This is a genomic window from Marinoscillum sp. HNIBRBA16962 (assembly GCF_057801515.1).
Map to the genome: position 1 here is coordinate 3,025,899 of NZ_CM173603.1, position 20,563 is coordinate 3,046,461.

The following is a 20,563-nucleotide window of genomic DNA, read 5'->3' on the forward strand; positions in this document are numbered from 1 at the left end:
GTTAACCCATCAAATCCAGCCGCAACTTTTTAAAAACACCGTCCCGGTAATGCTTATCCTTTGTGAGTTCGCTATACTCAACTTCACAGGGGAAATATTTAGAAAGCCAGATCGCAGGCTCTAGAGGCGTTTCCTCTATGGGTTTATCCGCACCTTTGTGGGGTTCCATAAGGTCTGTCAGCTCTTTTAATAAAGCATCCGAGTAGCCTGAACCTACTCCTCCCCGGTAGATGAGTTGGCCATCGTCATCTATTTCAGCCACCTGTAGTGAACCAAAAGATCGTTCCCGGTCTCCTTTTCCTTTAGTAAACCCTATGATATAACAATCCGCCAGGTTTTTGACTTTTACTTTATACCAGGTGTTTGACCGTTTGCCAGGGTAGTATTTACCATTTACCTCTTTGGCCATAATCCCTTCCACACCCATTTGCTTTGTGGCCTCAAAAAGCCCTTCACCATCCTCAATAGCCTCGCTGAGCCTGTAAGGGGTTCCTTTACGGAAGGAATCAGTGAGCCATTCTCTTCGGCGCAACCAGGGGTCGCTCAGCAGGGAGCGGCCATCCAGGTAAAGCACGTCAAACAGGTAGCAACAGGCCGGATTCTTTCTTACCTGATAATCCACTTCCATCTGTTTTTTGGTCATCAACCGCTTGATTACCTTGCGGAAGTCTGCTTTTCCCTCCTTGTCCAGGCAGACAATCTCAGCATCAAATATGCCATTGTTAACCCGGAAAACTTCTTCAGGGATATTGAGTTCAGGAAAGGAATCTGTGATGATGTTCATATTCCTGCTCCGGATGGTGAGTTCACCTTCGTTTAAGTGGATAATAACCCGGATCCCGTCCCATTTAACTTCATAGTGGTAATTTCCTTTCGGAGGCTTTTTGAGGGATTCTGCCATCATGGGTTGTACTTCCTGGGCCAGCAGGTTCTGCTGAGGCGTATCTACGCGCTCCAGGAGCCACTCTTTTCCTTTCATCAGGTGCATCCGGTATTCTGCATTGATCAGTGGGCTGGAGACGCGGAAATAGAATCCGTTTTTCTTTTCTTTAGTGATCTCATATCTTCCTGCGGCGTATATCCACATCATACCCCCTCCGTACTGACCTTTCGGGATCTCCGCCTCAAAGGATAAATACTCCAGGGGATGATCCTCTGTTTGTACAGCCAGTCTTTTCACTCCCGGGAAAGGGGGCAACCCTCGTGGCACTGCCCAGGATTTCAGGGTCCCGTCCTGCTCCAGACGCAGGTCATAGTGTAAATGTGACGCATGATGCCGCTGGATCACAAAACGATTGCCACTGCCGTCATCCTCAGGAATGTAAGGTTCGGGAGTTTTGGAGAAATCCCGCTTCTTTTCATAATCTGCAAGTTGTTCCGGCGATTTATGCCTGGGGTTTTCCGGATGCTCTTTGTGCCTGGTTTTTCTTTTTTCGTCGGTATGCAGAGGTACTGCCCATCCGCGTATTGCTTCCCAGGGATCGCCCTCATTAAGGACTTTTTCGAGCGTGGACTCAATATTCAGGTCCTTTGGGCTTTTTATAGCTGAAAGGTCTTCCCATGTAAGTGGTGTGGAAGCAGGCGCTCCTGCTCTTCCCCGCAGGCTGTAGGGGCTTACTATGGTCTGTGAGGTCCTGTTTCTAAACACATCGATCAGTACTCTTCCTTTTCTGGCTTCTTTGTTTAGGTGTAGCGTGGTGTTTTTATGTTTTTTGATAAATCCTTCAGCGATTTTTTTTGCGGTTTCAAAGCACTCATCAAAAGTATAGTTGGTTTCCAGAGGCGTAAGTAAGTGCAGCCCCTTCCCCCCTGTGGTCTTTACGAAAACGTGATAGTCATATCGCTCCAGCTCCTCTTTTAGTTTAAAAGCCAGGTCTTTTACCTCTTCAAAATCATCCTTTCCTTCAGGTGGATCCAGGTCATAAACGATGTAGTCTGGCTTGTCGGCATGTTGGGTAAAACTATGGATCTGGTGCAGTTCGAGGCAAGCCAGGTTAGCCAGCCAAACAAGCGTAGCTTCCTCCCGCGCTACGATGTACTCCTTTTTCCGTTCTTTTCCCAGCCGGATATAGTCGATCCAGTCAGGGGTCCAGTCCGGGCGGTTTTTTTGGAAGAACTGCTCACCGTAGATCCCATCCGGGAAACGCACCAATGAAAGCGGACGACCTTTGATGTGGTTGAGTATGGTTGGAGCCAGCTTTAGATAGTACTCAATGACCTGGGCCTTAGGGATGCCATCATCCGGGTACAGGATCTTATCGAGGTTTGAGAGCTCTAGTTTTTGCTTTCCGACTTCTACATGAACTTTCTGTTTGGCCATGGAGAGAAACTAATGGATTGTTGAAAGATTTATATCTTTAATTATGACGATTGATGAATTAAATGATAAGATAAAACGAATGAGAGTAGTTACGGATGCCAAATTGAAATATTTGAGGGATCACTCAAAATTACACGATCAGGCGTTTGAAGAATTGAAGGAAGTCGACGATGAGGAGCTGCATCTTATTTACAATAAAATCCGTGAGCTTGATGAACGGATGAACAGGAATGGACTCCACTAGAGTTTTGTCAAAGATAAAATGTCAACTTCCCGCGCACCCCTAACCCCTAAAGGGGCAATCTTGCGCACTGTCTCTTTATTTCAGCGGGTTTACAAAAAACTCTTTTTTCATGAACACCACTAGCTGTGGCTCCCACCTACACCTATAACTCTATTAAGTTAAGCCCTCGAAAGTCATTCCGGAGGAATCTATGCTCATTAGTCTTCCAAATATGATAGATCCTTTCAGGATGACTTGCATTGGCACCTTCGGGAACGACAGACCCCTCAAGGGAGCACGACACCAGAAGCGATCTTGTCAAATTTCATACGGAGACTGAAGTCCTAATTTGGTAAGCGTATTCATTTTTTTTATCAGGTAATCAGCCTGACGTGGAGCGAAGGTTTCGTCATCTTGTTTTGTGAAGAAGTAGATCTCGGAAATTCCCTGGTCTATCCAGTTTTTTAGCCGCTCCGCCCATGCATCCAGGCGTGTGTGGTTAGTGGGGTGCTCCTGGTAGCCGGCAAAGCGTACGAACACCTTATCATTGCTAAATCGCTGATGGATAATCCCCCGGTTCATAGCTGTATCGGTGATTACGGCAGTTTTGTTGTATTCACGGAGCATAGCAAACAGCTCATCAAAAGCTTCCCCCTCGTACCATTCCTGATGTCTGAGCTCCAGAGCCATGGGGAAATCTTTAGGAATATGATCCACAAAGGCTTTCACCCTGTCAAACCACTTAGGCCCGAAATTTTCAGGCATTTGAAGAAAGGTCATACCGAGGTTTTCACCAAACCCCATACACATCTCCACAAAATAGTCGGTAAGCTCGTAGACTTCTTCTTTGAGTCGCTTGATGTGGCTGATATTGCGGTTAAATTTTGGGCAGAACTTAAAATCCTTTCCCCGGGCAGCATCTGCCCAATTTTGCATGGATGCTTTCTTAATATTGTAAAAGGTACTGTTGAGTTCAATGGAGCTCATTCTACTGATGTACTCCTGCAAAAAATCCTTCTTTTTGGTCCCTTCCGGGTACAGATCGCCCACCCAGGCATCGTGTGACCAGACGCTGCAACCTACGTACATCCGGGTAGTTCCTCCGGGTTTTACCACAGAGGCATTTGAGGGGTGATCCGGGGGCAAACCCAGATCGAGTTTATCCAGATCGTCTAAATTTTCCGGTGCTCCGAATTTCATACATACTCAAGATGCGAAGTTTCGTTGAAAATTTCAACAGAAAATTGACTTCCCGTGTAATTTACCACGTACAGACCGGTATTTGTATGCTTAAAATGGTCCATTTGATTAAATGGATAGTTGAGCATCCAGCATAACATAATGCGCATGGCTCTCCCATGCGTACATATCAGTACGTTTTTTTCATCGGGCCTCGAGAGGATCAGGTTCATGGCTGTCTTTTGTCTTTCAGCTACTTCAAGAGGGTTTTCGCCTCCTTCTATCTTTATTTCGTAGTTGCCCTGTCTCCATTCCTCACATATCTGCTGATAAGCCGTAGAAGTTTCCGGAGTGAATGCGACGCCTTCCTGAATACCCCAGCTGATCTCTCTTAATCCCTCGAGTTTTTCATAAGGAATACCTTGCCTGATGAATTTTGTGATGGTTTGTTCCGTACGAATCAGGTTAGAAAGATAGATCTTGTCGAATGGATGATCCTTATAGTTTCGATAAAACGCTTCCGCCTGCTCCTCACCCGTATCATTTAGCGGAGCGTCAATTCCGCTCCCCTGTACCATGCCTTTCCTGTTGTATTCTGTTTGTCCGTGTCTTAGGATATATAGTTTTTTCAAAAAACTGTGATTTGAGTTACAAAAAAACAGCCTCAAACTTAGGACTTATTTTAGCATGAGTTCAATAATTGATTTATCGATTTGCAATTTCAATGCTATTCGCCTCAAAAAATGCATGTCATCAAGGTCAATTTGATGGTTTTGACGGTACAAACATATCAGGTCCCATAAGATCTCCACCTTTTGTTCGGCAGGCATCATTTGAAGTTTACGTTCCACTCTTGCTCTTATTACGCTCGATTCCACCATTTAAAATTAAAAGCATGATTATTTTTTTCAGGGTTCTTTCGACGATTGGATTGGAATTTGTGTTTTTTGGTAGCTTTCCGTTTAGATTTACGGCCAAATAATTAATACATGTTTCCGGAAGGCATCACCCCCCAGTCGCTAAACGATTTTTGTGCCAACAGCATGGTTTCATTTCTGGACATTCAGTTTACGGAAGTAGGCACGGATTACCTGAAGGCTACTATGCCCGTAAATGACAAAACCAGACAACCACTCGGCTTGTTACATGGGGGAGCTTCGGTTGTTCTGGCTGAGTCCCTGGGCAGTGTAGCCGCCAGTATTTTGCTGGATAACCGGCACTATGCTGTAGGATTGGAAATCAACGCCAATCACATCAGATCTGTAAAAAAAGGAGTTGTTACGGGTATTGCTCGTCCCGTACACGTAGGAAAGAGTACTCAGGTGTGGAATATTGATATTAAAAACGAGCAGGATAAGCTGGTGGCAACAAGCCGGATCACTATGGCAATATTGGAAAGAAATAAATAAATGCAGTATAAAGCAGAGCAGGAATTACCTGAATTAGAGACCTCACAAAAGGCATTTGATTTTATAAAACAAGCCCTGGATAGCCCATATGACGTGGCGGTATGGAGACTTCCTAACGAGGACAAAATTTATGCCCTGATTGATATCACTCAGGATTACAAAACCGGGGATATTGAAGATCTTACCAGGTGCTTTGTGATCAATAAATACAGCGACAGTCACCCTCCTGCTCCGACGGTTTTGCAGGGAGATATTATCATCACGATAGCGCCGGACCAAAAGCCAGACGTGGCAGTAAGTCCTACCCTTTCTTCATCATCATTAGAAGCTTTTCAGGAGAATGTCAGGAAATCAAATGCCTCGGCAAGTGTTGTTTCGGGTTCTTCGAAGAACAGTCAAAACATCTTTGAAAAGAAGGTGGTCGAGGCAGTAAACCAGATCAAGGAAGGAAAGGCGCGGAAAATTGTCTTATCAAGGTTTGAAGATCATGACTTGCCGGAACACTTTGAAGTTGTTGATCTTTTTGATGAGTTGTGCAGGGTCTATCCAAATGCGTTTTGTCACGTAACCAGCACTGCTTATGGTACCTGGATTGGAGCTACGCCAGAGCGGCTGATAGCCATAGACCAAAACAGGTATTTCTTCACAGATTCCCTGGCGGGTACACAGCTTCTGAAGTCAGAGGATCTCCTGTCTCAGGTAGCCTGGACACAAAAGGAGATCGAGGAACAGGCCATGGTGAGTCGCTACATCATCGATTGTTTTAAGCGAATACGGCTAAGGGAATTTGACGAATTGGGACCTAAAACGGTAAAAGCGGGTAACCTTGCTCATCTGAAAACAGCGTTTAAAGTAGATATGGAAGCAACAAACAGCCCCAGGCTGGGTAGCACCATGCTGGAGTTACTCCATCCTACGTCTGCGGTATGCGGATATCCGCTGGATACCGTTAATCAGTTTATTTCAGCTACGGAAGGTTATGACCGGGAGCTTTACGCAGGATTTTTAGGGCCGGTAGGTTTTGAGGGCAATACAAGGCTTTTTGTGAATCTGCGGTGCATGAAGATCCAGGGAAAAACGGCTCGCCTTTATGCCGGAGCGGGCATTACCGAGGACTCGATACCGGAGAAGGAATATGCGGAGACCCAATTCAAATTGCAAACCCTACTGAACGTGCTGAAGAAATGATGCACCAGGCTATTTTCGATACTTCCAGGATCTTTTCAGAAAAGGGAATTCGTAAAGTGGTATTGTCTCCGGGTTCCCGAAATGCACCCCTGACCATCAGTTTTGCCCGTAATAAGGATATACAGGTTTACAACATCATTGATGAGCGTTCTGCAGGTTTTATAGCCCTCGGGATGGCTCAAAAAAGCGGTGAGCCTGTGGTGTTGTGCTGCACATCCGGTACGGCCATGCTCAATTTTGCTCCGGCAGTGGCTGAGGCGTATTACCAGGAGATCCCTCTGATTGTATTATCAGCAGATCGTCCTCCGGAGTGGCAGGGTCAACGAGACGGACAAACGATACAGCAGCCCGGCGCACTTCATAATTTCGTAAAAAAGACCTTCGAGCTGCCAGCTCAGCTTTCCGGTCCTGAAGAGACCTGGGAGTACACGCGCAAACTCAATGAAGCTATCAACCTGGCGAATATTACCCCAAAAGGTCCTGTTCACATAAATATTCCATTCAGGGAGCCGTTTTACCCGGCCAGGGACCAGAAGCTCAAATTTAGTGATAAGGTTCACCTCATTGAACCGCTTAATGCTGAAAGTCAGGTGGATTTTAAAGCGCTTATCCCCCTCTGGAAGCAGTACAATAAACGGATGATCATTTGCGGTCAGCACCACCCTGATGCGGCACTGAGCAAAGCACTGAAAGGATTGAGCAAGCAGGCGGTAGTGGTATCAGATGTGATAGCAAACACCGGAGTACATGCTGTAAGTCATCATGATCTTTTCCTGGCGGGCAATTCAGAGCAGCTGCTGGAAAGTTTGAGACCTGAATTGATCGTATCTTATGGAAAGTCAGTCATCTCAAAAAGCCTGAAACTGTACCTACGCAAATACCCCGCTTCGGAACATTGGCATTTTGATGAAGGCATGGTCCATGCAGATCCGTTTAAGAGCATGTCCAGGATCATCCAGAGTCGACCACATGGGTTTTTCGAATCTTTGAGTGACACGGAGGATTCGGTTGATGAGTTCAGCCGGCAGCTCAGGGATAATTTTATCCAAAACTGGAAAGTAGAAGAACAAAAGACCAACAGATCACTGAATCGGATTTTGAAAAATGCAGAGTTTTCGGAATTTGGTGCGTTTAGTGAAGTGATGCATGTACTCCCCGGAGACATTGACCTTCATCTCGCAAATAGCATGCCTGTAAGGTTTGCAAATTTCATACAGGGATTAGCTCCTAAAACAGCTGTTTTTTGTAACCGGGGTACCAGTGGAATAGACGGGACAAATGGGACTGCCGTGGGTAATGCCTTAGTGGGTGGAAGGACCACCGTACTGCTTACCGGCGATCTGAGTTTTTTCTATGATCGCAATGCTTTCTTTCATCATTATGACCTGAATAACCTTAAGATCATCGTATTTAACAATGGAGGCGGAGGTATATTTCGTCTGATCAATGGTCCTTCCCAGCTTCCCGAGCTGGAGCAGCACTTTGAAACCAGGCATAACCATTCTGCAAAGTTCACAGCTATGGAGTATGGCTTTGATTACTTTAGAGTAGATGATACCAACAGCCTTTCAAAAGCACTGAGTAAAACCTTTAGTAAGGATAATGCGCCAAAACTCATTGAAATATTCACTGACCCTGATATCAATAAGCAGGTTTACCAGGAAGTGAAGAAAGGGATCGCTGATTAATTACAACTCTCTCCGGCCAGCGTATAAGTGCTGCCATTTTGATCCAGCTGAAGCTTAAATGTTTCCGCTATGATCCCCACCACTTCATCAGCAGATTTTTCTTTAAATGACGCTGTGAGTTTGCAGTTTTGCAGTGCCGGATTGTCGAATGCGAGTTTGACATTATACACATCTTCTATCACTGAAGAAACTTCTCTGAGTGAGCTTCGTCGGAAAGTGATGATCTCAGTTTTCCAGGCGAGGTAATTTTCGTCATTGATCTTTCGCTTTCGGATACCCTGTTTTCCGATCTCCAACTCTCCCATTTCTCCTCTTTCCAGCTTTATCTTTAATGATTGGCCTGAAAACACTTCCGGGTTCTGGCTTAGCGACACAGAACCACTATTGACCATAACCTCTGTTACAGGTGTATCTTCATAGCTTTTCACTACAAATGATGTCCCCGTCACTTCTACAAGCGCACCTCTTGTTTTTACTATGAAGGGTCTGTTTTTATCTCTGTCCACTTCAAAATATGCTTTGCCTGAAAGGGTTACTTCCCGGGTTTCTTCAAATGCACCTATCGTGAGAATTCCGCCGCGCTGAACGGTTACTTTACTACCATCAGGCAGACTAAATGTGGTTTTTTCGGCCAGCAACTGACCGTACGGCTGCTCAGAAGTAACTGTAAGTATGGTAAAGATCAGCCCTATAGCCACAATAAGCATCGCAGCTATTCTGAAAAGCTTTTGATTCCAGAGAGGAACTACTTTTACGGGGCTGTTTTCCTCCGTATTGTCTTCTCCCTCTCCCATGATGGCGGAAAACACTGACTGATCGGGCTGATCAATATTGCTTTCTATCCACGCTTTTTTATAAGCTAAAAAGGATCGGGCATTTTCTTCACTGGCTCCTCTCCACTGTTCTATCTCTTCTTTTTCCTTCTCTGAGGTTTCTCCTGAAAAGTATTTTGCTAATAGTTCTTCCATTTCAATCTTTAACTCTTACTCTTAAACACCTAACGTCTGTTTTGCCCCTACTGAATTTCATTAAAAATCATCATTTTTTGGATCGTAGTTTATGGGCATCAGGTCAGCTGTCCTTTCCCAGGACCAGTAGCCAAGGCGAACGATATCTTCCGGGCTTTCTACCTGTCCGTTGCTGAACAAAATTACCTGATTTTTCAATAGTTCCACTACAGAAACCTGAACTCCGGGCTCGTTGTTGGGTTTACTATAATTTAAAAGCTCGTCACCGGTAGAATTTTCGATCCTGTGCAGGTATTCAAGATACTCCGGGCTTTCAGTTTCTTTCAGGTAATGCACTGTGAGTGTGCTGTCAAATGCTAAAACCCAGTTATACCCATGCTCATCTTTTTTGATCAGGTCATCTCTTTTGGCTTCTACATAGGTGTTATTTCCAATGAAAAAGGTTCGGAAACCTTCTCTTCTATGTTTGTCAGCTATCAGGGATCTGAAAAAGTGTGTGGATGATCCTTCATAAGTGATCTTCCTGTTTCGTTTCCATCGTCTTTTTACCCGCCTGTTTCGGTAATCCATATTTTCAAAGCGTGCCCTGATATGAAACCGGGTGACGGATCTGAGCTTTTCGAATGACTCTATCTGGCAGCTGATTAAATAACCCAAAGTCCTGTTCTCAATAATCAGGGGTTCCTCAACATAGGCTTTTAGCCGGTCTTCTTTTTTATCATAGGTAAAGTTTAAAATCTCAGGATTCAGGATCTTGCACCGGGATGCATTGTATGAATATCCGATAAATTCCGTTTCAAATGTTCGGTAATGTGTTCTCCATTCGGAACTATCCACAAGGGGCTTTGAGATGATCTCCAAAGAAGGCAGTTCCTGTGTTTTCAACTTCAGGAAGGAGTTCAGCACGTACGTATTACCATCATAAGCTTTGATCTGATAGGCATTTGTTTCATAGCCTACGTGCGAGATCACCAGCTGATGTGTGCCCGGAGGAACCTCCCGGATGGTATAATTTCCGTTTTTATCGGTGACACCCCCAATGGTGGTACCGTTCAAAAAGACATTGGCCCCTACCACCGGTTCGTCATCATCCTGATGTCTCACCCAGCCTTTCAGCGTACTTTTTTTATTTCCATCATTGATAACCTTGTAGGAAAAATCTTGGGGGAGTTTCCTGATGATTATCTGATCGTCTTCTTTGAGGTATTCCAGCTTCGTACCGATAAGGAGCAGCGATACCAGGGAGTCAATGTGAATAGCACTTCTTTTGAGCGTATAAAGGCTCCCTTCAGGAATGGCATCAGCATTGTAAGAAAAGAAATAGCCGGTTTTGTAAGTAATGCTGTCCAGGATAACCTCAAGGGGCTGATCTTTAAAGTCTACTGATAAATGAGATCTGGTCTCCTGACAAAAACCAGTAAGGCTGGCGATCAGAAGAAAAGTAATAAGCCATACCCTGCTCATACTATGTGTTTAAATCGCTCAATTTCTCGCGAAGTACTTTCAGCGCTTTACCCATCTGAACTTCCACCGTTTTGATGGAGATATCCAGGTGCTCAGCTATCTCTTTGTACTTCAGTCCTTCAAACCTACTCAATTTAAAGATTTCGGCACATCGGGGTGGTAAATTATTGATTTCGTGCATCACACGGTCCTGCAGGTCTTCCTGGGATCCTTCACTAGGATGATCAGAAGAAGCCTCTTCCATAAAAGTGATGACATATTGGCGGTAAGAGTCCTTCACTTTCTGGTGTTTCAGATAGTTGAGGCTGGTGTTGTGAACAGAACGGAACAGGTAACTTTTAATGGAAGAGTCCGGGGCCAGAGAATCGCATTTTTCCCAGAATTTCACAAAGACATCCTGAACAACTTCTTCTGCTTCTTCTACTTCATCCAGAAACCGCAGCGCATAAGATTTTAATAAACCATAGTGATTGTTAAAAACTAGTTCAAAGGCCCTCTTATCTTTGTTGCGCAGGCGCTCCACCAATACTTGCTCAGTGTCTTGCAAAATTTCAGTTGGGATTAATGATATTGAACATAAAAAATCAAAAGCTGACTCCAGCAGACCTTGAATCCGGAAAATTTAGTGAAAATAAATTTTCCGAGAATGATCTTAAAGTGATAAAGCTAGCAAAAGCATGGCTTTCAGGGCAGAAAAAATTCACCATTAACACTTCTGGCTCTACAGGTAAGCCAAAAAAGATCGTGTTAACCCGGAAAACACTGGAGTATAGCACGAAAACCAGCATGTCCGTGCTGGACCCCCACAGTCAATTTACAAGTGCCCTGTTATGCATCAACCCGGATTATATTGGAGGAATGATGGTTGTGATCAGGGCTTTGGTCTATGGTCTGGAACTGACAGTGGTCGAACCATCATCCCGGCCAGCTTCATTCATGGGTGGTCAGCGGTTTGACCTGGTTTCCATGGTTCCGCTTCAGGTGCAATCTATCCTGGAGGATAACCCGGGAAACCTCTCCCAATTTCGTGTGGTACTGATCGGTGGCGCACCTTTGAATAAAAAATACCTGCCGGATATCGGGAAACAGGACAATACTAAAGTCTATCAAACCTATGGTATGACTGAAACAGCATCCCATATCGCCCTGGATGACCTTTCGAAGGAGGATAGAATTTTTTGCACAATGGGTGATGTGAGGATCGCGCAGGATGAAAGAAACTGCCTGCGGCTGTGTGGAACAGTCACTGAAAACAGATGGATTCAAACGAATGATATCGTTGAGCTGGTAGCAGAAGATAAATTCCGGTGGCTTGGCAGAGCGGATTTTGTGATCAACTCCGGTGGCTTCAAGGTACATCCTGAGCGGGTAGAAGCTCATCTCAGCTCGCAGCTCAGGGAGCGGTTTATTATTACAGGGTTGCCGCATCCCACTTTGGGGCAGCAGGTCACATTGGTGATTGAAGGAAATGAAACCGGACCAGCTTTAAACTTTGATGGTTTGCACCCCTATGAGCAACCCAAAAAGATCATCTTTTTACCCAAATTTGCAGTCACAGGTTCCGGGAAAATTGATCGTTTAAAAACAAAAAATCTCATTCACTCATGAAGGCTTCCATTTCTTATCAGACACTTCAGGTACCGCCACCTTTTTCTTTTGCTTATACGCTGGATTTGCAGCTGGGAGCAAGTGGGTTAAAAGTGGATTTTCAGCTGGAGTACCTGAACCGTGATACAGTCACCGAAGAGGAGATCCTGAACGAAGGCTTCAGTCCAAATGATGACTTTGCCTGGAAAGGGGAGCTGGGTTCTTCCTGGGTAGAGCATTTAAAGCCCCTGTTGGAGTCTTTTCGACTAGGAAAACCGGGAGATAACGATCCTTTCTGGATACATATACAAACAAATAAACAAGAAGGAAACGTAAAAGACTTTGAAACCTGGGACTTCCTTCTACAGGAATTGATTCAGGCTATCTATGAGAAAGCTGATGTGGAAATGCCGCTGAAAATCAGGTTCATTCACAGGCTGAATGGAAAATCAACATTTTACGAATTAGAAGGGTCCTTTACAGACCGGACCTGTAAAGTGAATGAAAAGACTATCCCCTGGGAGGTTATGCAAACGCTCATGAGTGAACTTTACTCACTGGATTTTCATGACGGATTTGAGCAAAAACCTGGAAAAGATGGACTTTGGGTGGACCCTGATGGGCTTTCCGGTTACCAGCGGGTGGTGGATATGGATACGAAGCATGGGGCTAAAGTGGAGAAAACCCTTCTCAGTATCCTGAGTGGGTAAAACTTGTTTTTAATTACACAAATACCTAAATTATATGTTTATACATTAAAGTATTTGTAAAACCACAACCAGAAACTTACCATGAAAAACTTAGGATTTGTTGGTAAACTGCTCTATGCATTACCGTTAGCAATGTTTGGATTTTTCCATTTTATGGGTGCCTCCAGTATGACAGGCATGGTGCCGTCATTTTTACCGGCTCCCATATTTTGGGTTTATCTCACCGGTTTAGCGCTGGTACTGGCAGCAATTGCTATTATCATAGGTAAACAAGCCAAACTGGCCACTATGTTGCTTGGCGTCATGCTGTTGCTGTTTGCACTGCTGATTCATCTCAGTGGTTTTTTAAACGGAGATCAATTATCCACTTCCATGTTTCTGAAAGATACTGCATTAGCTGGTGCAGCATTCTTTATGAGTGGCCATCTCAAAAATTAGAATAAAGTATAATTGCCCCCTTTTCTGAATGCATTTACGTTCAAAGGGGGCATTTCTTTGTCCTTGAAGTATTTCTTAAATGATTTCGTGAAAAGCTGATCGATCATTTCAGCATAAGCTCCATCACCTCTCAGCCTTCTGCCCCACTCTGTATCATTTACCCTTCCACCGTGCATTGCTTTGATCTGATTGCTTACTTTCTCCGCCCTGTCCGGAAAAGTCTTGTGTAGCCAGTCGTCAAACAACTCTCCTACCTGACCATTTAACCTTACCACGGTATATCCTGCTGCAAGCGCTCCCTGTTCGGAAGCCTGTCTTAAGACTTCCGGGATTTCATGGTGGTTCAACCCGGGAATGATCGGAGCATTCATCACTCCCGTAGGAATATTCTTTGATGAAAGTGCTTCTATGGCCTCAAGCTTTTTGCGGTAACTGGCAGTACGCGGTTCCAGAACGCTCCTTAGTTTTTCATCCAGAGAAGTAATCGAGAAATAGACATGGACCAGTGAGTCTTTAGCCAGGTCCTGAAGCAAGTCAATATCACGAAGGACCAAAGCATTTTTCGTGATGATGCTTACCGGATTTTTGTATTTCAGCAGTACCTGCAGCACACTCCTTGTGAGTTTTAGCTTTTTCTCAACCGGCTGATAACAGTCCGTATTTCCGGAGAGCATAATGGGCTGTACTTTCCACGTGCGTTTCAGTAGCTGACTTTCCAGGTTTTGAGCTACATTTTCCTTTGCAATGATCTTACTCTCAAAATCAAGCCCTGCGCTAAACCCCCAATAGGTGTGAGAGTTTCTGGCATAGCAATAAATGCAGCCATGCTCACAGCCCTGGTACGGGTTTACGGAGTAAGACCACTTCAGGTCAGGACTGGTATTTTTACTGACCACATTTTTAGGACTCTCAAAAAAGAGCTGGATCTTAGGTTTTTCGTTCTGAGTGTACTCGTCTATACCTTCGTCATGCTCATAACTAAGCGAATTTTTCAGGTATGGATTTGATGGATTGTATTGGGCGCCTTTACCTTTCAGCATAAGGTAAAAATACTAATTATTTTAGCTTTACTAAAAATATTAGCTACTTACTTTTTTGATCCTGCTCATACCGAAAGCGCTTCCTATGCCCACTAGTGCTCCCATTAGATGAGACTCCCAGCTCACGTAGCTGTTTTGAGGAAAGATCCCGTACCACAATCCACCATATAATATGATAATAATGGCTGATATAATAATGGACCGAAGATTTCTTCTGAAAATCCCGAAAAAAATCAGAAACCCGGCAAGGCCATATACCAGTCCGCTGGCTCCTATGTGATAATATGGCCTACCAAACAGCCAAACCAAAAAATTGGTGAAGAAGTAGCACTGAAAAAACACCTGGGTGGCAATGCGGTCATAAAAGAGATATAAGGTAGCTCCCAGAAAGAGTAGTGGAAATGAATTTGAAATCAGGTGTGCGGTGGTTCCATGGATCAGCGGGGCAGTAAAGATCCCGAGAAGTCCATTTATGGTCCTGGGTAATATGCCAAAAAAACCCAGGTCTACCTGTAAGTAGAGCTCAATGGAAAAGGTGAGCCACATCAGAAAAAGCAGACGTAATGGGGGAACTATACTGCTTCTATACATGAATACAAGATAAAATAAAAAAGCTGCATGAAGCAGCTTTAGAATGATTTAGGCTTTTACAAGTGCTATTTGGAAGGATCCTGGATCATCTTCAGGTCTACCAGCTTGGATTCTTCGTAGCTTACGGAAAGGTACCCTAAAACTCCCCCAGATGCTTCTGCAATTTTCTTGGCCAGTTCCTTCAGTGAAGCATAGAGCTTGATGCTGAAGTTTTTGTCAATTTTCGGAAAGACGAAATTAAGCTTTCTCAGTTCGGCAGTAATAACTTTCTCTCTTTCTTTTGCGTCACCGGGAAGCTCATCGATCATTTTATTGAACTCCGTCTCGAAAGTTTCTCCTACTTCTTTAAAGTAATCCACCAGCTGCTCACGGGCGCGGCTTTGCTTGCTTCTTGCTATTTCTATGGCTTCCTTGCGTTCTGACTTATCAATATTTCCGTCAGCGCCGGCTATCAGTATAGCCACATGAATAGGCGCTTTGAGCAATACATCTATTTCTTCTTCTTTCAGGTTCTCAAATTCTTTAATCATGTGCTAGAAATTTGCTCGAAATTAGTAAAAAATGGATGGATAATTATAGGAATTCCCCGGCAATTTAATTCTTAAACCTAAACTTCATAATAACCGGAAGATGATCTGAAATTTCACTGGCTTCATGCACCACCCTTGCTTCAATCATTTCTATGAAATTTGGGTTATAAAAAATATAATCGATCATCTGGTACGGATCCCTGGAATTAAAAGTGTAATAGTTATCCGGGTTTGACTGATAAGTCTCATTTGATATGGCAGATTCCAAATTATCTAACCCAGAAAGTCTAACCATAGCTCCATTAAGCGAATCTTCTACCGAGGGGCGGCTGTTGAAGTCGCCTATTAAAAGCACAGGCATTTTAAAAGATAGTTGGTTGTACAGGGAAACAAGTGTTTCTGCCTGGGAAACCCTCGTATCTTCATCAAATGCTTCCAGGTGGACGTTCATGATCTTTATTGCCGTACCATTAACGTCTGCCGTGGCTATTTGAACCAATCTGTCCAGGTAAAATGCATTGTAGATCAGGGAGCTATTGAGTGGCTTAACCAACCGGATCGTTGTATCCCTTTTTAGCGGATACCCGGACAATATGGCCTGCCCGGAAATGACCCCACCAAAATGTCTTGAAGGTGGCCAGTATGGAAACGGTACGTATCGCTTGTCCCAGTTTACACTTTGAAAGGCATAAGGATACCCCGCACTATTCGCGAGACTAACCAGCTGGTTTACATGGTATGACCTTGCTGACCTGAAATCTATTTCCTGGATACCGACGAAATCAGGTGAAAGCTGCGTTAATAATGCCTGAGCTTTATCAAGGTTGTTTTGAAAAAGTTTTGGGGAACGGGCTACCGGAAGGTTATTGGTCATCCCCGATAAGTAGCCGACATTATAGGTCATGACTGTCAGGGTATCGGATCCCTCTTTTCTTGGAGGGACAAGGTATTGGCGGACTTGTTCGTATTCTTCCCGGGGAAGATTGCCAGATGATCCGATCAGGAAAAGGGCAATAAAAACAGTTAAAAAAATACCAACAATGGTTAATAAAATCCTTTTGGTCATTGGGGCAGTTATTTTGAAGGCAAGTAGTATATTTAAGTGTAATTAAGAACAAACCATGGATTTTTCATACTTGATTTCCGTCAGTGATGGAGATAAAGAATTTATCGCCCAGTTTATCAATACTTTTCATAAAAATACCTCTAAACTCATAGAGGCAATGGAGCAGTCTTTTTCAGCTAAAGACTATGCAGCATTGGGTAAACAAGCTCATCAGCTAAAACCCTCGCTGGAAATGCTGAAGCTGGAAACTTACGATACCTGCCTGGATATACAGGATCATCCGGACAAGGTCACAGCAGAAAAAATAGAAACGATCAAAAAAAGCTGTCAACAGGCCTTATCTGATATGAAAAAAGAGTTTAATCTATAATCAGGTTTTCTTTATCTCCTAAAAATTTGGGGTTGCGGCTGAAAACATAAAGGTCCAGAATGGTATTGAAGCGTGCCAGTATTTCGCGCACTGCCAAACCTGCCGGGAGCTCGTCTTTATTATCCGCTGAGAAAGCGATCGCATCAATATTATAGTGTCTTGCGATAAACAGCGCCCTGTAGCAGTGAAAGTCCTGGGTAATGATCAGAAGCTCTTCCTGGCCAAAAACTTCCTTTGATCGCACTACTGAATCCAGCGTACGAAAGCCTGCGTAATCCATGGTGATCGCTGACTGGGGCACCCCCAGCTTTTCCAGGGCATTGAGCATATCCCGGGGCTCATTGTAGTAAACAGTCCGATTATCCCCACTCACGATAATGTGTTTGATTACCCCTGAGTGGTAGAGCCTTGCTGCAGCTTCTATCCGCTCTTTGAAGTATTTATTTGTTCCACCCGCACTGGTACGTTTGCTGGTTCCCAGCAACAATGCCACCTTCCGGGGAGGAATACCATCCAGGGTATAATATATGTGGTCCTGAGTTGAGGAAACAATCCAGAAGTTGACTCCCAGGATCAGAGTAGCCACCAATACCACTACCACCAGCACGTATTTCAATACCTTCAAAATCATATATGGCAATTTTGCCGAGCTATCCCCTTTCCTGCCGGTGATTATTCCTCGCTATCCTTGTTTTTATCCTTAAAGAGACCCAGTTGATTTTCCTCCTCTTCTTCTACTTCATGCTTGATGGAGTCTTTTAGCTCTTCCAGGTCAAGATCCTCTTTCTTTTCTTTTTTTACGGCCTCAGCCTCTACAACGTTTTGTACCGGGCATTTATTCCCTATGGCCTTCCACCCTTTGATATCAATGATTTCTGCCAGATCAACCTCTTTGGATTCCTTCTTACGACCGTCCTTATAGGTTACGTTTACCGTTGAGACGTCACTGTTAGTCGCAAACAGCAACTTGGATCCCTTTGACTCGGAAATAAACCCAAATCGCTTGTTTGGAGTTCTGGTTTCAATCATAAAACGCTTCACGTAAGTCGTTTTACTTTCGCCATCCAGGTGAATGGCATTTACAGGCTTATCGGATTCAAACTTCTGGATTTCCAGGATCTGATTTGGTTCATACCTGTTGGTCAGCTCAAATGAGGTAAGTTCGTAGCTTCCGTCTTTGTAAAACACCAGGACCTGATCTTCTGCCAGGAAGTTTCCTAATTTCTTTCCTCTTCCGTCTGTATTTAGTCTGCCCACAGTTTCATCGTACCAGATATCCAGCCCGCCCAAAGTGGATACACCGGCAGATTTAAATTGTATTTTTCTGACCGGGTACTTGGTCAGGATGTTTCCGCCAGCTCCTCGCCCTTTGATCTCAATTTCCGAAAAGTCAGAATCAAAGACCTTTTTCCGGGCTTTGCTTGCTGCCGTTAAGTAGACAGTTACTACCTCAGCCTCTCCATTTGGGTTTGCAGAGAAATAGTGCACCTTAGACCCTTTTCCTCCTTTGCTCAGGTCATATTCGCGATCCCGGGTTACGGAAAGCACCTGGAAACGCTTGATCATGGTACGACCGGATTTCCCATCGGTATAGATCATGTTATAAACCATCCGTTCGTCTCCTTTCTGGAAGATGCCGGCATGGATGATGTCTTTTCCTACAAAGACTTTTTCCTGGATCCGGGTAACCTGGCAAACACCATCTCTCCGGAAAACAATGATGTCATCTATATCCGAACATTCGCATACGAACTCATCTTTTTTGATTCCATAGCCTATAAATCCGTCTTTTCTGTTGACGTATAGCTTGGCATTATTGGCCGCTACGATGTTGGCTGAAATGGTGTCAAAGTTGGTGATCTCTGTTTTCCGTTCTTTCCCTTTACCGTATTTGTCGAGTAGGTTCTGGTAATAATTTATGGCAAATTCAGTGAGGTGAGCCAGGTTGTATTCGGTCTCCTTCAGCTCTTCTTCCAGCTTGCGCATTAGCTCATCAGCTTTGAAGGAGTCAAATTTGGAAATACGCTTGATCCTGATCTCCGTAAGCCTGATGATATCTTCTTGTGTGATCTTACGGTAAAATTGTGACTTAAATGGATCCAGCCCCTTGTCGATCGTTTCCAGCACAGCCTCCCAGGTTTCGCACTCCTCTATATCCCGGTAGATCCTGTTTTCAATGAAGATCTTCTCCAGTGAAGAGAACAGGATCTTCTCCATAAGCTCGCCCTTCCTGATCTCAAGTTCCCGCTCCAGCAGAGTTACGGTCTGGTCTACTGAGTGCTGAAGGATTTCAGAAACACCTAAGAACTGAGGTTTTTCTTCATGGATCACACAAGCATTCGGAGAAATGGAAATCTCGCAATCTGTGAATGCATAAAGCGCATCAATGGTGATATCCGGAGAGGTATTGGGTGCCAGCAGTATCTGGATCTCAATATCTTTTGCGGTGTTGTCGATGACCTTTTTGATTTTGATCTTCCCCTTGTCATTGGCCTTAATGATCGACTCAATCAATGAAGTGGTAGTAGTCCCGTACGGAATATCCCGGATCGCAAGCGTTTTGGAATCCAGCTCTTCTATGGTGGCTCTCACACGTACTCTGCCCCCGCGTTTTCCATCATTGTAATCCGAAACGTCAATTTTACCCCCTGTGAGAAAATCAGGATACAGCTTTACCTTTTTTCCTTTGAGGATATTGATAGCTCCCTCCAGCAGCTCACAAAAGTTATGAGGAAGGATTTTGGTGGAGAGCCCTACAGCAATACCCTCTACACCCTGAGCCAGTAAGAGCGGAAACTTTACGGGAAAAGTAACCGGTTCCTTCTTACGTCCGTCGTAAGATAGCTGCCATTCGGTAGTCTGAGGGTTATAGACAACCTCCAGGGCAAATTTGGAGAGTCTGGCTTCTATATATCGTGCTGCCGCGGCACTGTCTCCGGTCCGCACATCACCCCAGTTTCCCTGGGTTTCGATCAGCAGGTCTTTTTGCCCAAGGTTTACGATGGCATCAGAAATGGAAGCATCACCATGGGGATGATACTGCATGGTGCTACCGATGATGTTGGCAACTTTATTAAAGCGACCGTCATCCATCTCCTTCAAAGCGTGCAAAATTCTCCTTTGTACAGGCTTCAGACCATCTTCTATAGCCGGAACAGCACGTTCCATGATTACATAAGAGGCATAATCCAAAAACCAGTTTTCATACATGCCTGATACGGCAATCGAGTCGTGTAGCTCTTCGTCGTTTCTTCCGTTCTCTTCGCTCATTTCACTTCATGATTTTGACTGGAAAGGGTAACTGTATCCTGATCAGCTACCCACATCCGCTCCTTTTCTCTTTTTACTAAAGACCTGATCCGGTCTAATTCTTTATCTACTCCGGGAAAATTAAATGGGTACCACATGGATGGCTTGCAGTAAATGGCTTTCCCAAATTGATCTTCGTTATAAAGCGTAAATTTATAAATACCATCTAAAGAAATTAACTCTACATCCCTGATCTGATAAAGAGGGATCTCTATATCATAATTATTCTCTTCCACATATAAATATTTGCTGTCATATTTCACTTTTTTAAACCCTCTGAGCATTTCCATGAATGAAGGAAGCCAGAATTTGATCAGGAGCGCCAGGTAAATTACCACTGCTCCTAAAGTAAACCAGGGCATCCGGGATTTAACTCCTGCGATGACATAAAGTACTAAAAGGCTGGTGATAAACACCAGCAGTCCGACTTTGTAGGCTTTATAATACCTGGATGACAGGGTCTTTTCCTTTTTCATAGGCTGA

Annotated in this window: 21 protein-coding genes; 8 read left to right on the plus strand and 13 right to left on the minus strand. The window is 44.2% G+C overall.

Going from position 1 to position 20,563, the window contains the following annotated elements:
* Position 1: 1 nt before the first annotated feature.
* A complete protein-coding gene (ligD, locus tag AC3E9V_RS12665; protein WP_488753572.1) occupies positions 2-2,320 on the minus strand; it encodes a non-homologous end-joining DNA ligase in 2,319 nt (772 codons plus the stop codon).
* Between the two features lie 79 nt (positions 2,321-2,399).
* On the opposite strand from ligD, the gene AC3E9V_RS12670 reads away from it, so the two are divergent.
* The gene (locus tag AC3E9V_RS12670) at positions 2,400-2,564 is read left to right on the plus strand and encodes a hypothetical protein (RefSeq protein WP_488753573.1); all 165 of its coding nucleotides are present in this window, start codon (positions 2,400-2,402) and stop codon (positions 2,562-2,564) included.
* A gap of 297 nt (positions 2,565-2,861) precedes the next feature.
* Here AC3E9V_RS12670 and AC3E9V_RS12675 read toward each other — a convergent pair whose 3' ends face one another.
* Together AC3E9V_RS12675 and AC3E9V_RS12680 are read right to left on the minus strand one after the other, a co-directional pair.
* Complete coding sequence (locus AC3E9V_RS12675; RefSeq protein ID WP_488753574.1) at positions 2,862-3,743, minus strand: DUF72 domain-containing protein; 882 nt, start codon at positions 3,741-3,743, stop codon at positions 2,862-2,864.
* On the minus strand, positions 3,740-4,354 hold the full coding sequence (locus tag AC3E9V_RS12680; protein WP_488753575.1) for a histidine phosphatase family protein: 615 nt from the start codon (positions 4,352-4,354) through the stop codon (positions 3,740-3,742). Before AC3E9V_RS12680 ends, AC3E9V_RS12675 begins: the two co-directional genes overlap by 4 nt.
* A gap of 357 nt (positions 4,355-4,711) precedes the next feature.
* Here AC3E9V_RS12680 and AC3E9V_RS12685 point away from each other — a divergent pair, with 357 nt between their 5' ends.
* The 3 genes from AC3E9V_RS12685 to menD are packed head-to-tail and all read left to right on the plus strand — an operon-like array spanning position 4,712 to position 8,007.
* Positions 4,712-5,131 carry a hotdog fold thioesterase gene (locus tag AC3E9V_RS12685; protein WP_488753576.1) on the plus strand — a complete coding sequence of 140 codons (420 nt, stop codon included), beginning with the start codon at positions 4,712-4,714 and terminating at the stop codon, positions 5,129-5,131.
* Positions 5,132-6,319 carry a chorismate-binding protein gene (locus tag AC3E9V_RS12690; RefSeq protein ID WP_488753577.1) on the plus strand — a complete coding sequence of 396 codons (1,188 nt, stop codon included), beginning with the start codon at positions 5,132-5,134 and terminating at the stop codon, positions 6,317-6,319. It abuts the gene before it with no gap.
* A complete protein-coding gene (gene menD, locus AC3E9V_RS12695; RefSeq protein WP_488753578.1) occupies positions 6,316-8,007 on the plus strand; it encodes a 2-succinyl-5-enolpyruvyl-6-hydroxy-3-cyclohexene-1-carboxylic-acid synthase in 1,692 nt (563 codons plus the stop codon). The genes AC3E9V_RS12690 and menD overlap by 4 nt, the downstream gene beginning before the upstream one ends.
* On the opposite strand, the gene AC3E9V_RS12700 is transcribed toward menD, so the two are convergent.
* From AC3E9V_RS12700 to AC3E9V_RS12710, 3 genes are read right to left on the minus strand one after another with little or no spacing between them, the layout of a single operon-like run.
* Positions 8,004-8,975: a FecR family protein gene (locus AC3E9V_RS12700; RefSeq protein ID WP_488753579.1), complete on the minus strand. Its 972-nt coding sequence runs from the start codon at positions 8,973-8,975 to the stop codon at positions 8,004-8,006. The two genes, menD and AC3E9V_RS12700, sit on opposite strands and share 4 nt — an antisense overlap.
* 60 nt (positions 8,976-9,035) lie before the next feature.
* Positions 9,036-10,439, minus strand: a complete 1,404-nt coding sequence (locus tag AC3E9V_RS12705; RefSeq protein ID WP_488753580.1) for a carboxypeptidase-like regulatory domain-containing protein — start codon at positions 10,437-10,439, stop codon at positions 9,036-9,038.
* A gap of 1 nt (position 10,440) precedes the next feature.
* Positions 10,441-10,986 carry an RNA polymerase sigma-70 factor gene (locus tag AC3E9V_RS12710; protein WP_488753581.1) on the minus strand — a complete coding sequence of 182 codons (546 nt, stop codon included), beginning with the start codon at positions 10,984-10,986 and terminating at the stop codon, positions 10,441-10,443.
* 17 nt (positions 10,987-11,003) lie between these two features.
* On the opposite strand from AC3E9V_RS12710, the gene AC3E9V_RS12715 reads away from it, so the two are divergent.
* From AC3E9V_RS12715 to AC3E9V_RS12725, 3 genes are all read left to right on the plus strand, one after another.
* Positions 11,004-12,047, plus strand: a complete 1,044-nt coding sequence (locus AC3E9V_RS12715; protein WP_488753582.1) for an AMP-binding protein — start codon at positions 11,004-11,006, stop codon at positions 12,045-12,047.
* Entirely contained in the window at positions 12,044-12,736 is a 693-nt protein-coding gene (locus AC3E9V_RS12720; RefSeq protein ID WP_488753583.1) for a hypothetical protein, read from the plus strand. The genes AC3E9V_RS12715 and AC3E9V_RS12720 overlap by 4 nt, the downstream gene beginning before the upstream one ends.
* Positions 12,737-12,817: 81 nt before the next feature.
* On the plus strand, positions 12,818-13,174 hold the full coding sequence (locus AC3E9V_RS12725; RefSeq protein WP_488753584.1) for a DoxX family protein: 357 nt from the start codon (positions 12,818-12,820) through the stop codon (positions 13,172-13,174).
* Here the strand turns inward: AC3E9V_RS12725 and AC3E9V_RS12730 are convergent.
* The 4 genes from AC3E9V_RS12730 to AC3E9V_RS12745 form a co-directional block, all read right to left on the minus strand.
* On the minus strand, positions 13,171-14,214 hold the full coding sequence (locus AC3E9V_RS12730) for a PA0069 family radical SAM protein (protein ID WP_488753585.1): 1,044 nt from the start codon (positions 14,212-14,214) through the stop codon (positions 13,171-13,173). The two genes, AC3E9V_RS12725 and AC3E9V_RS12730, sit on opposite strands and share 4 nt — an antisense overlap.
* Positions 14,215-14,253: 39 nt before the next feature.
* Positions 14,254-14,805, minus strand: coding sequence for a rhomboid family intramembrane serine protease (locus AC3E9V_RS12735; RefSeq protein WP_488753586.1), 552 nt, complete (start codon positions 14,803-14,805; stop codon positions 14,254-14,256).
* Between the two features lie 65 nt (positions 14,806-14,870).
* Positions 14,871-15,335 (minus strand): hypothetical protein, encoded by a 465-nt coding sequence (locus AC3E9V_RS12740; protein ID WP_488753587.1) that lies wholly within the window; start codon positions 15,333-15,335, stop codon positions 14,871-14,873.
* A gap of 64 nt (positions 15,336-15,399) precedes the next feature.
* The gene (locus tag AC3E9V_RS12745; protein WP_488753588.1) at positions 15,400-16,401 is read right to left on the minus strand and encodes an endonuclease/exonuclease/phosphatase family protein; all 1,002 of its coding nucleotides are present in this window, start codon (positions 16,399-16,401) and stop codon (positions 15,400-15,402) included.
* A 55-nt stretch (positions 16,402-16,456) separates the two neighbouring features.
* Here AC3E9V_RS12745 and AC3E9V_RS12750 point away from each other — a divergent pair, with 55 nt between their 5' ends.
* The gene (locus AC3E9V_RS12750) at positions 16,457-16,771 is read left to right on the plus strand and encodes an Hpt domain-containing protein (RefSeq protein ID WP_488753589.1); all 315 of its coding nucleotides are present in this window, start codon (positions 16,457-16,459) and stop codon (positions 16,769-16,771) included.
* Here AC3E9V_RS12750 and AC3E9V_RS12755 read toward each other — a convergent pair.
* The 3 genes from AC3E9V_RS12755 to AC3E9V_RS12765 are packed head-to-tail and all read right to left on the minus strand — an operon-like array spanning position 16,761 to position 20,556.
* Positions 16,761-17,402: a SanA/YdcF family protein gene (locus tag AC3E9V_RS12755; protein ID WP_488753590.1), complete on the minus strand. Its 642-nt coding sequence runs from the start codon at positions 17,400-17,402 to the stop codon at positions 16,761-16,763. The two genes, AC3E9V_RS12750 and AC3E9V_RS12755, sit on opposite strands and share 11 nt — an antisense overlap.
* A gap of 41 nt (positions 17,403-17,443) precedes the next feature.
* Complete coding sequence (locus AC3E9V_RS12760) at positions 17,444-20,041, minus strand: DNA gyrase/topoisomerase IV subunit A (RefSeq protein ID WP_488753591.1); 2,598 nt, start codon at positions 20,039-20,041, stop codon at positions 17,444-17,446.
* Positions 20,038-20,556 (minus strand): hypothetical protein, encoded by a 519-nt coding sequence (locus tag AC3E9V_RS12765; RefSeq protein ID WP_488753592.1) that lies wholly within the window; start codon positions 20,554-20,556, stop codon positions 20,038-20,040. Before AC3E9V_RS12765 ends, AC3E9V_RS12760 begins: the two co-directional genes overlap by 4 nt.
* Positions 20,557-20,563 lie beyond the last annotated feature (7 nt).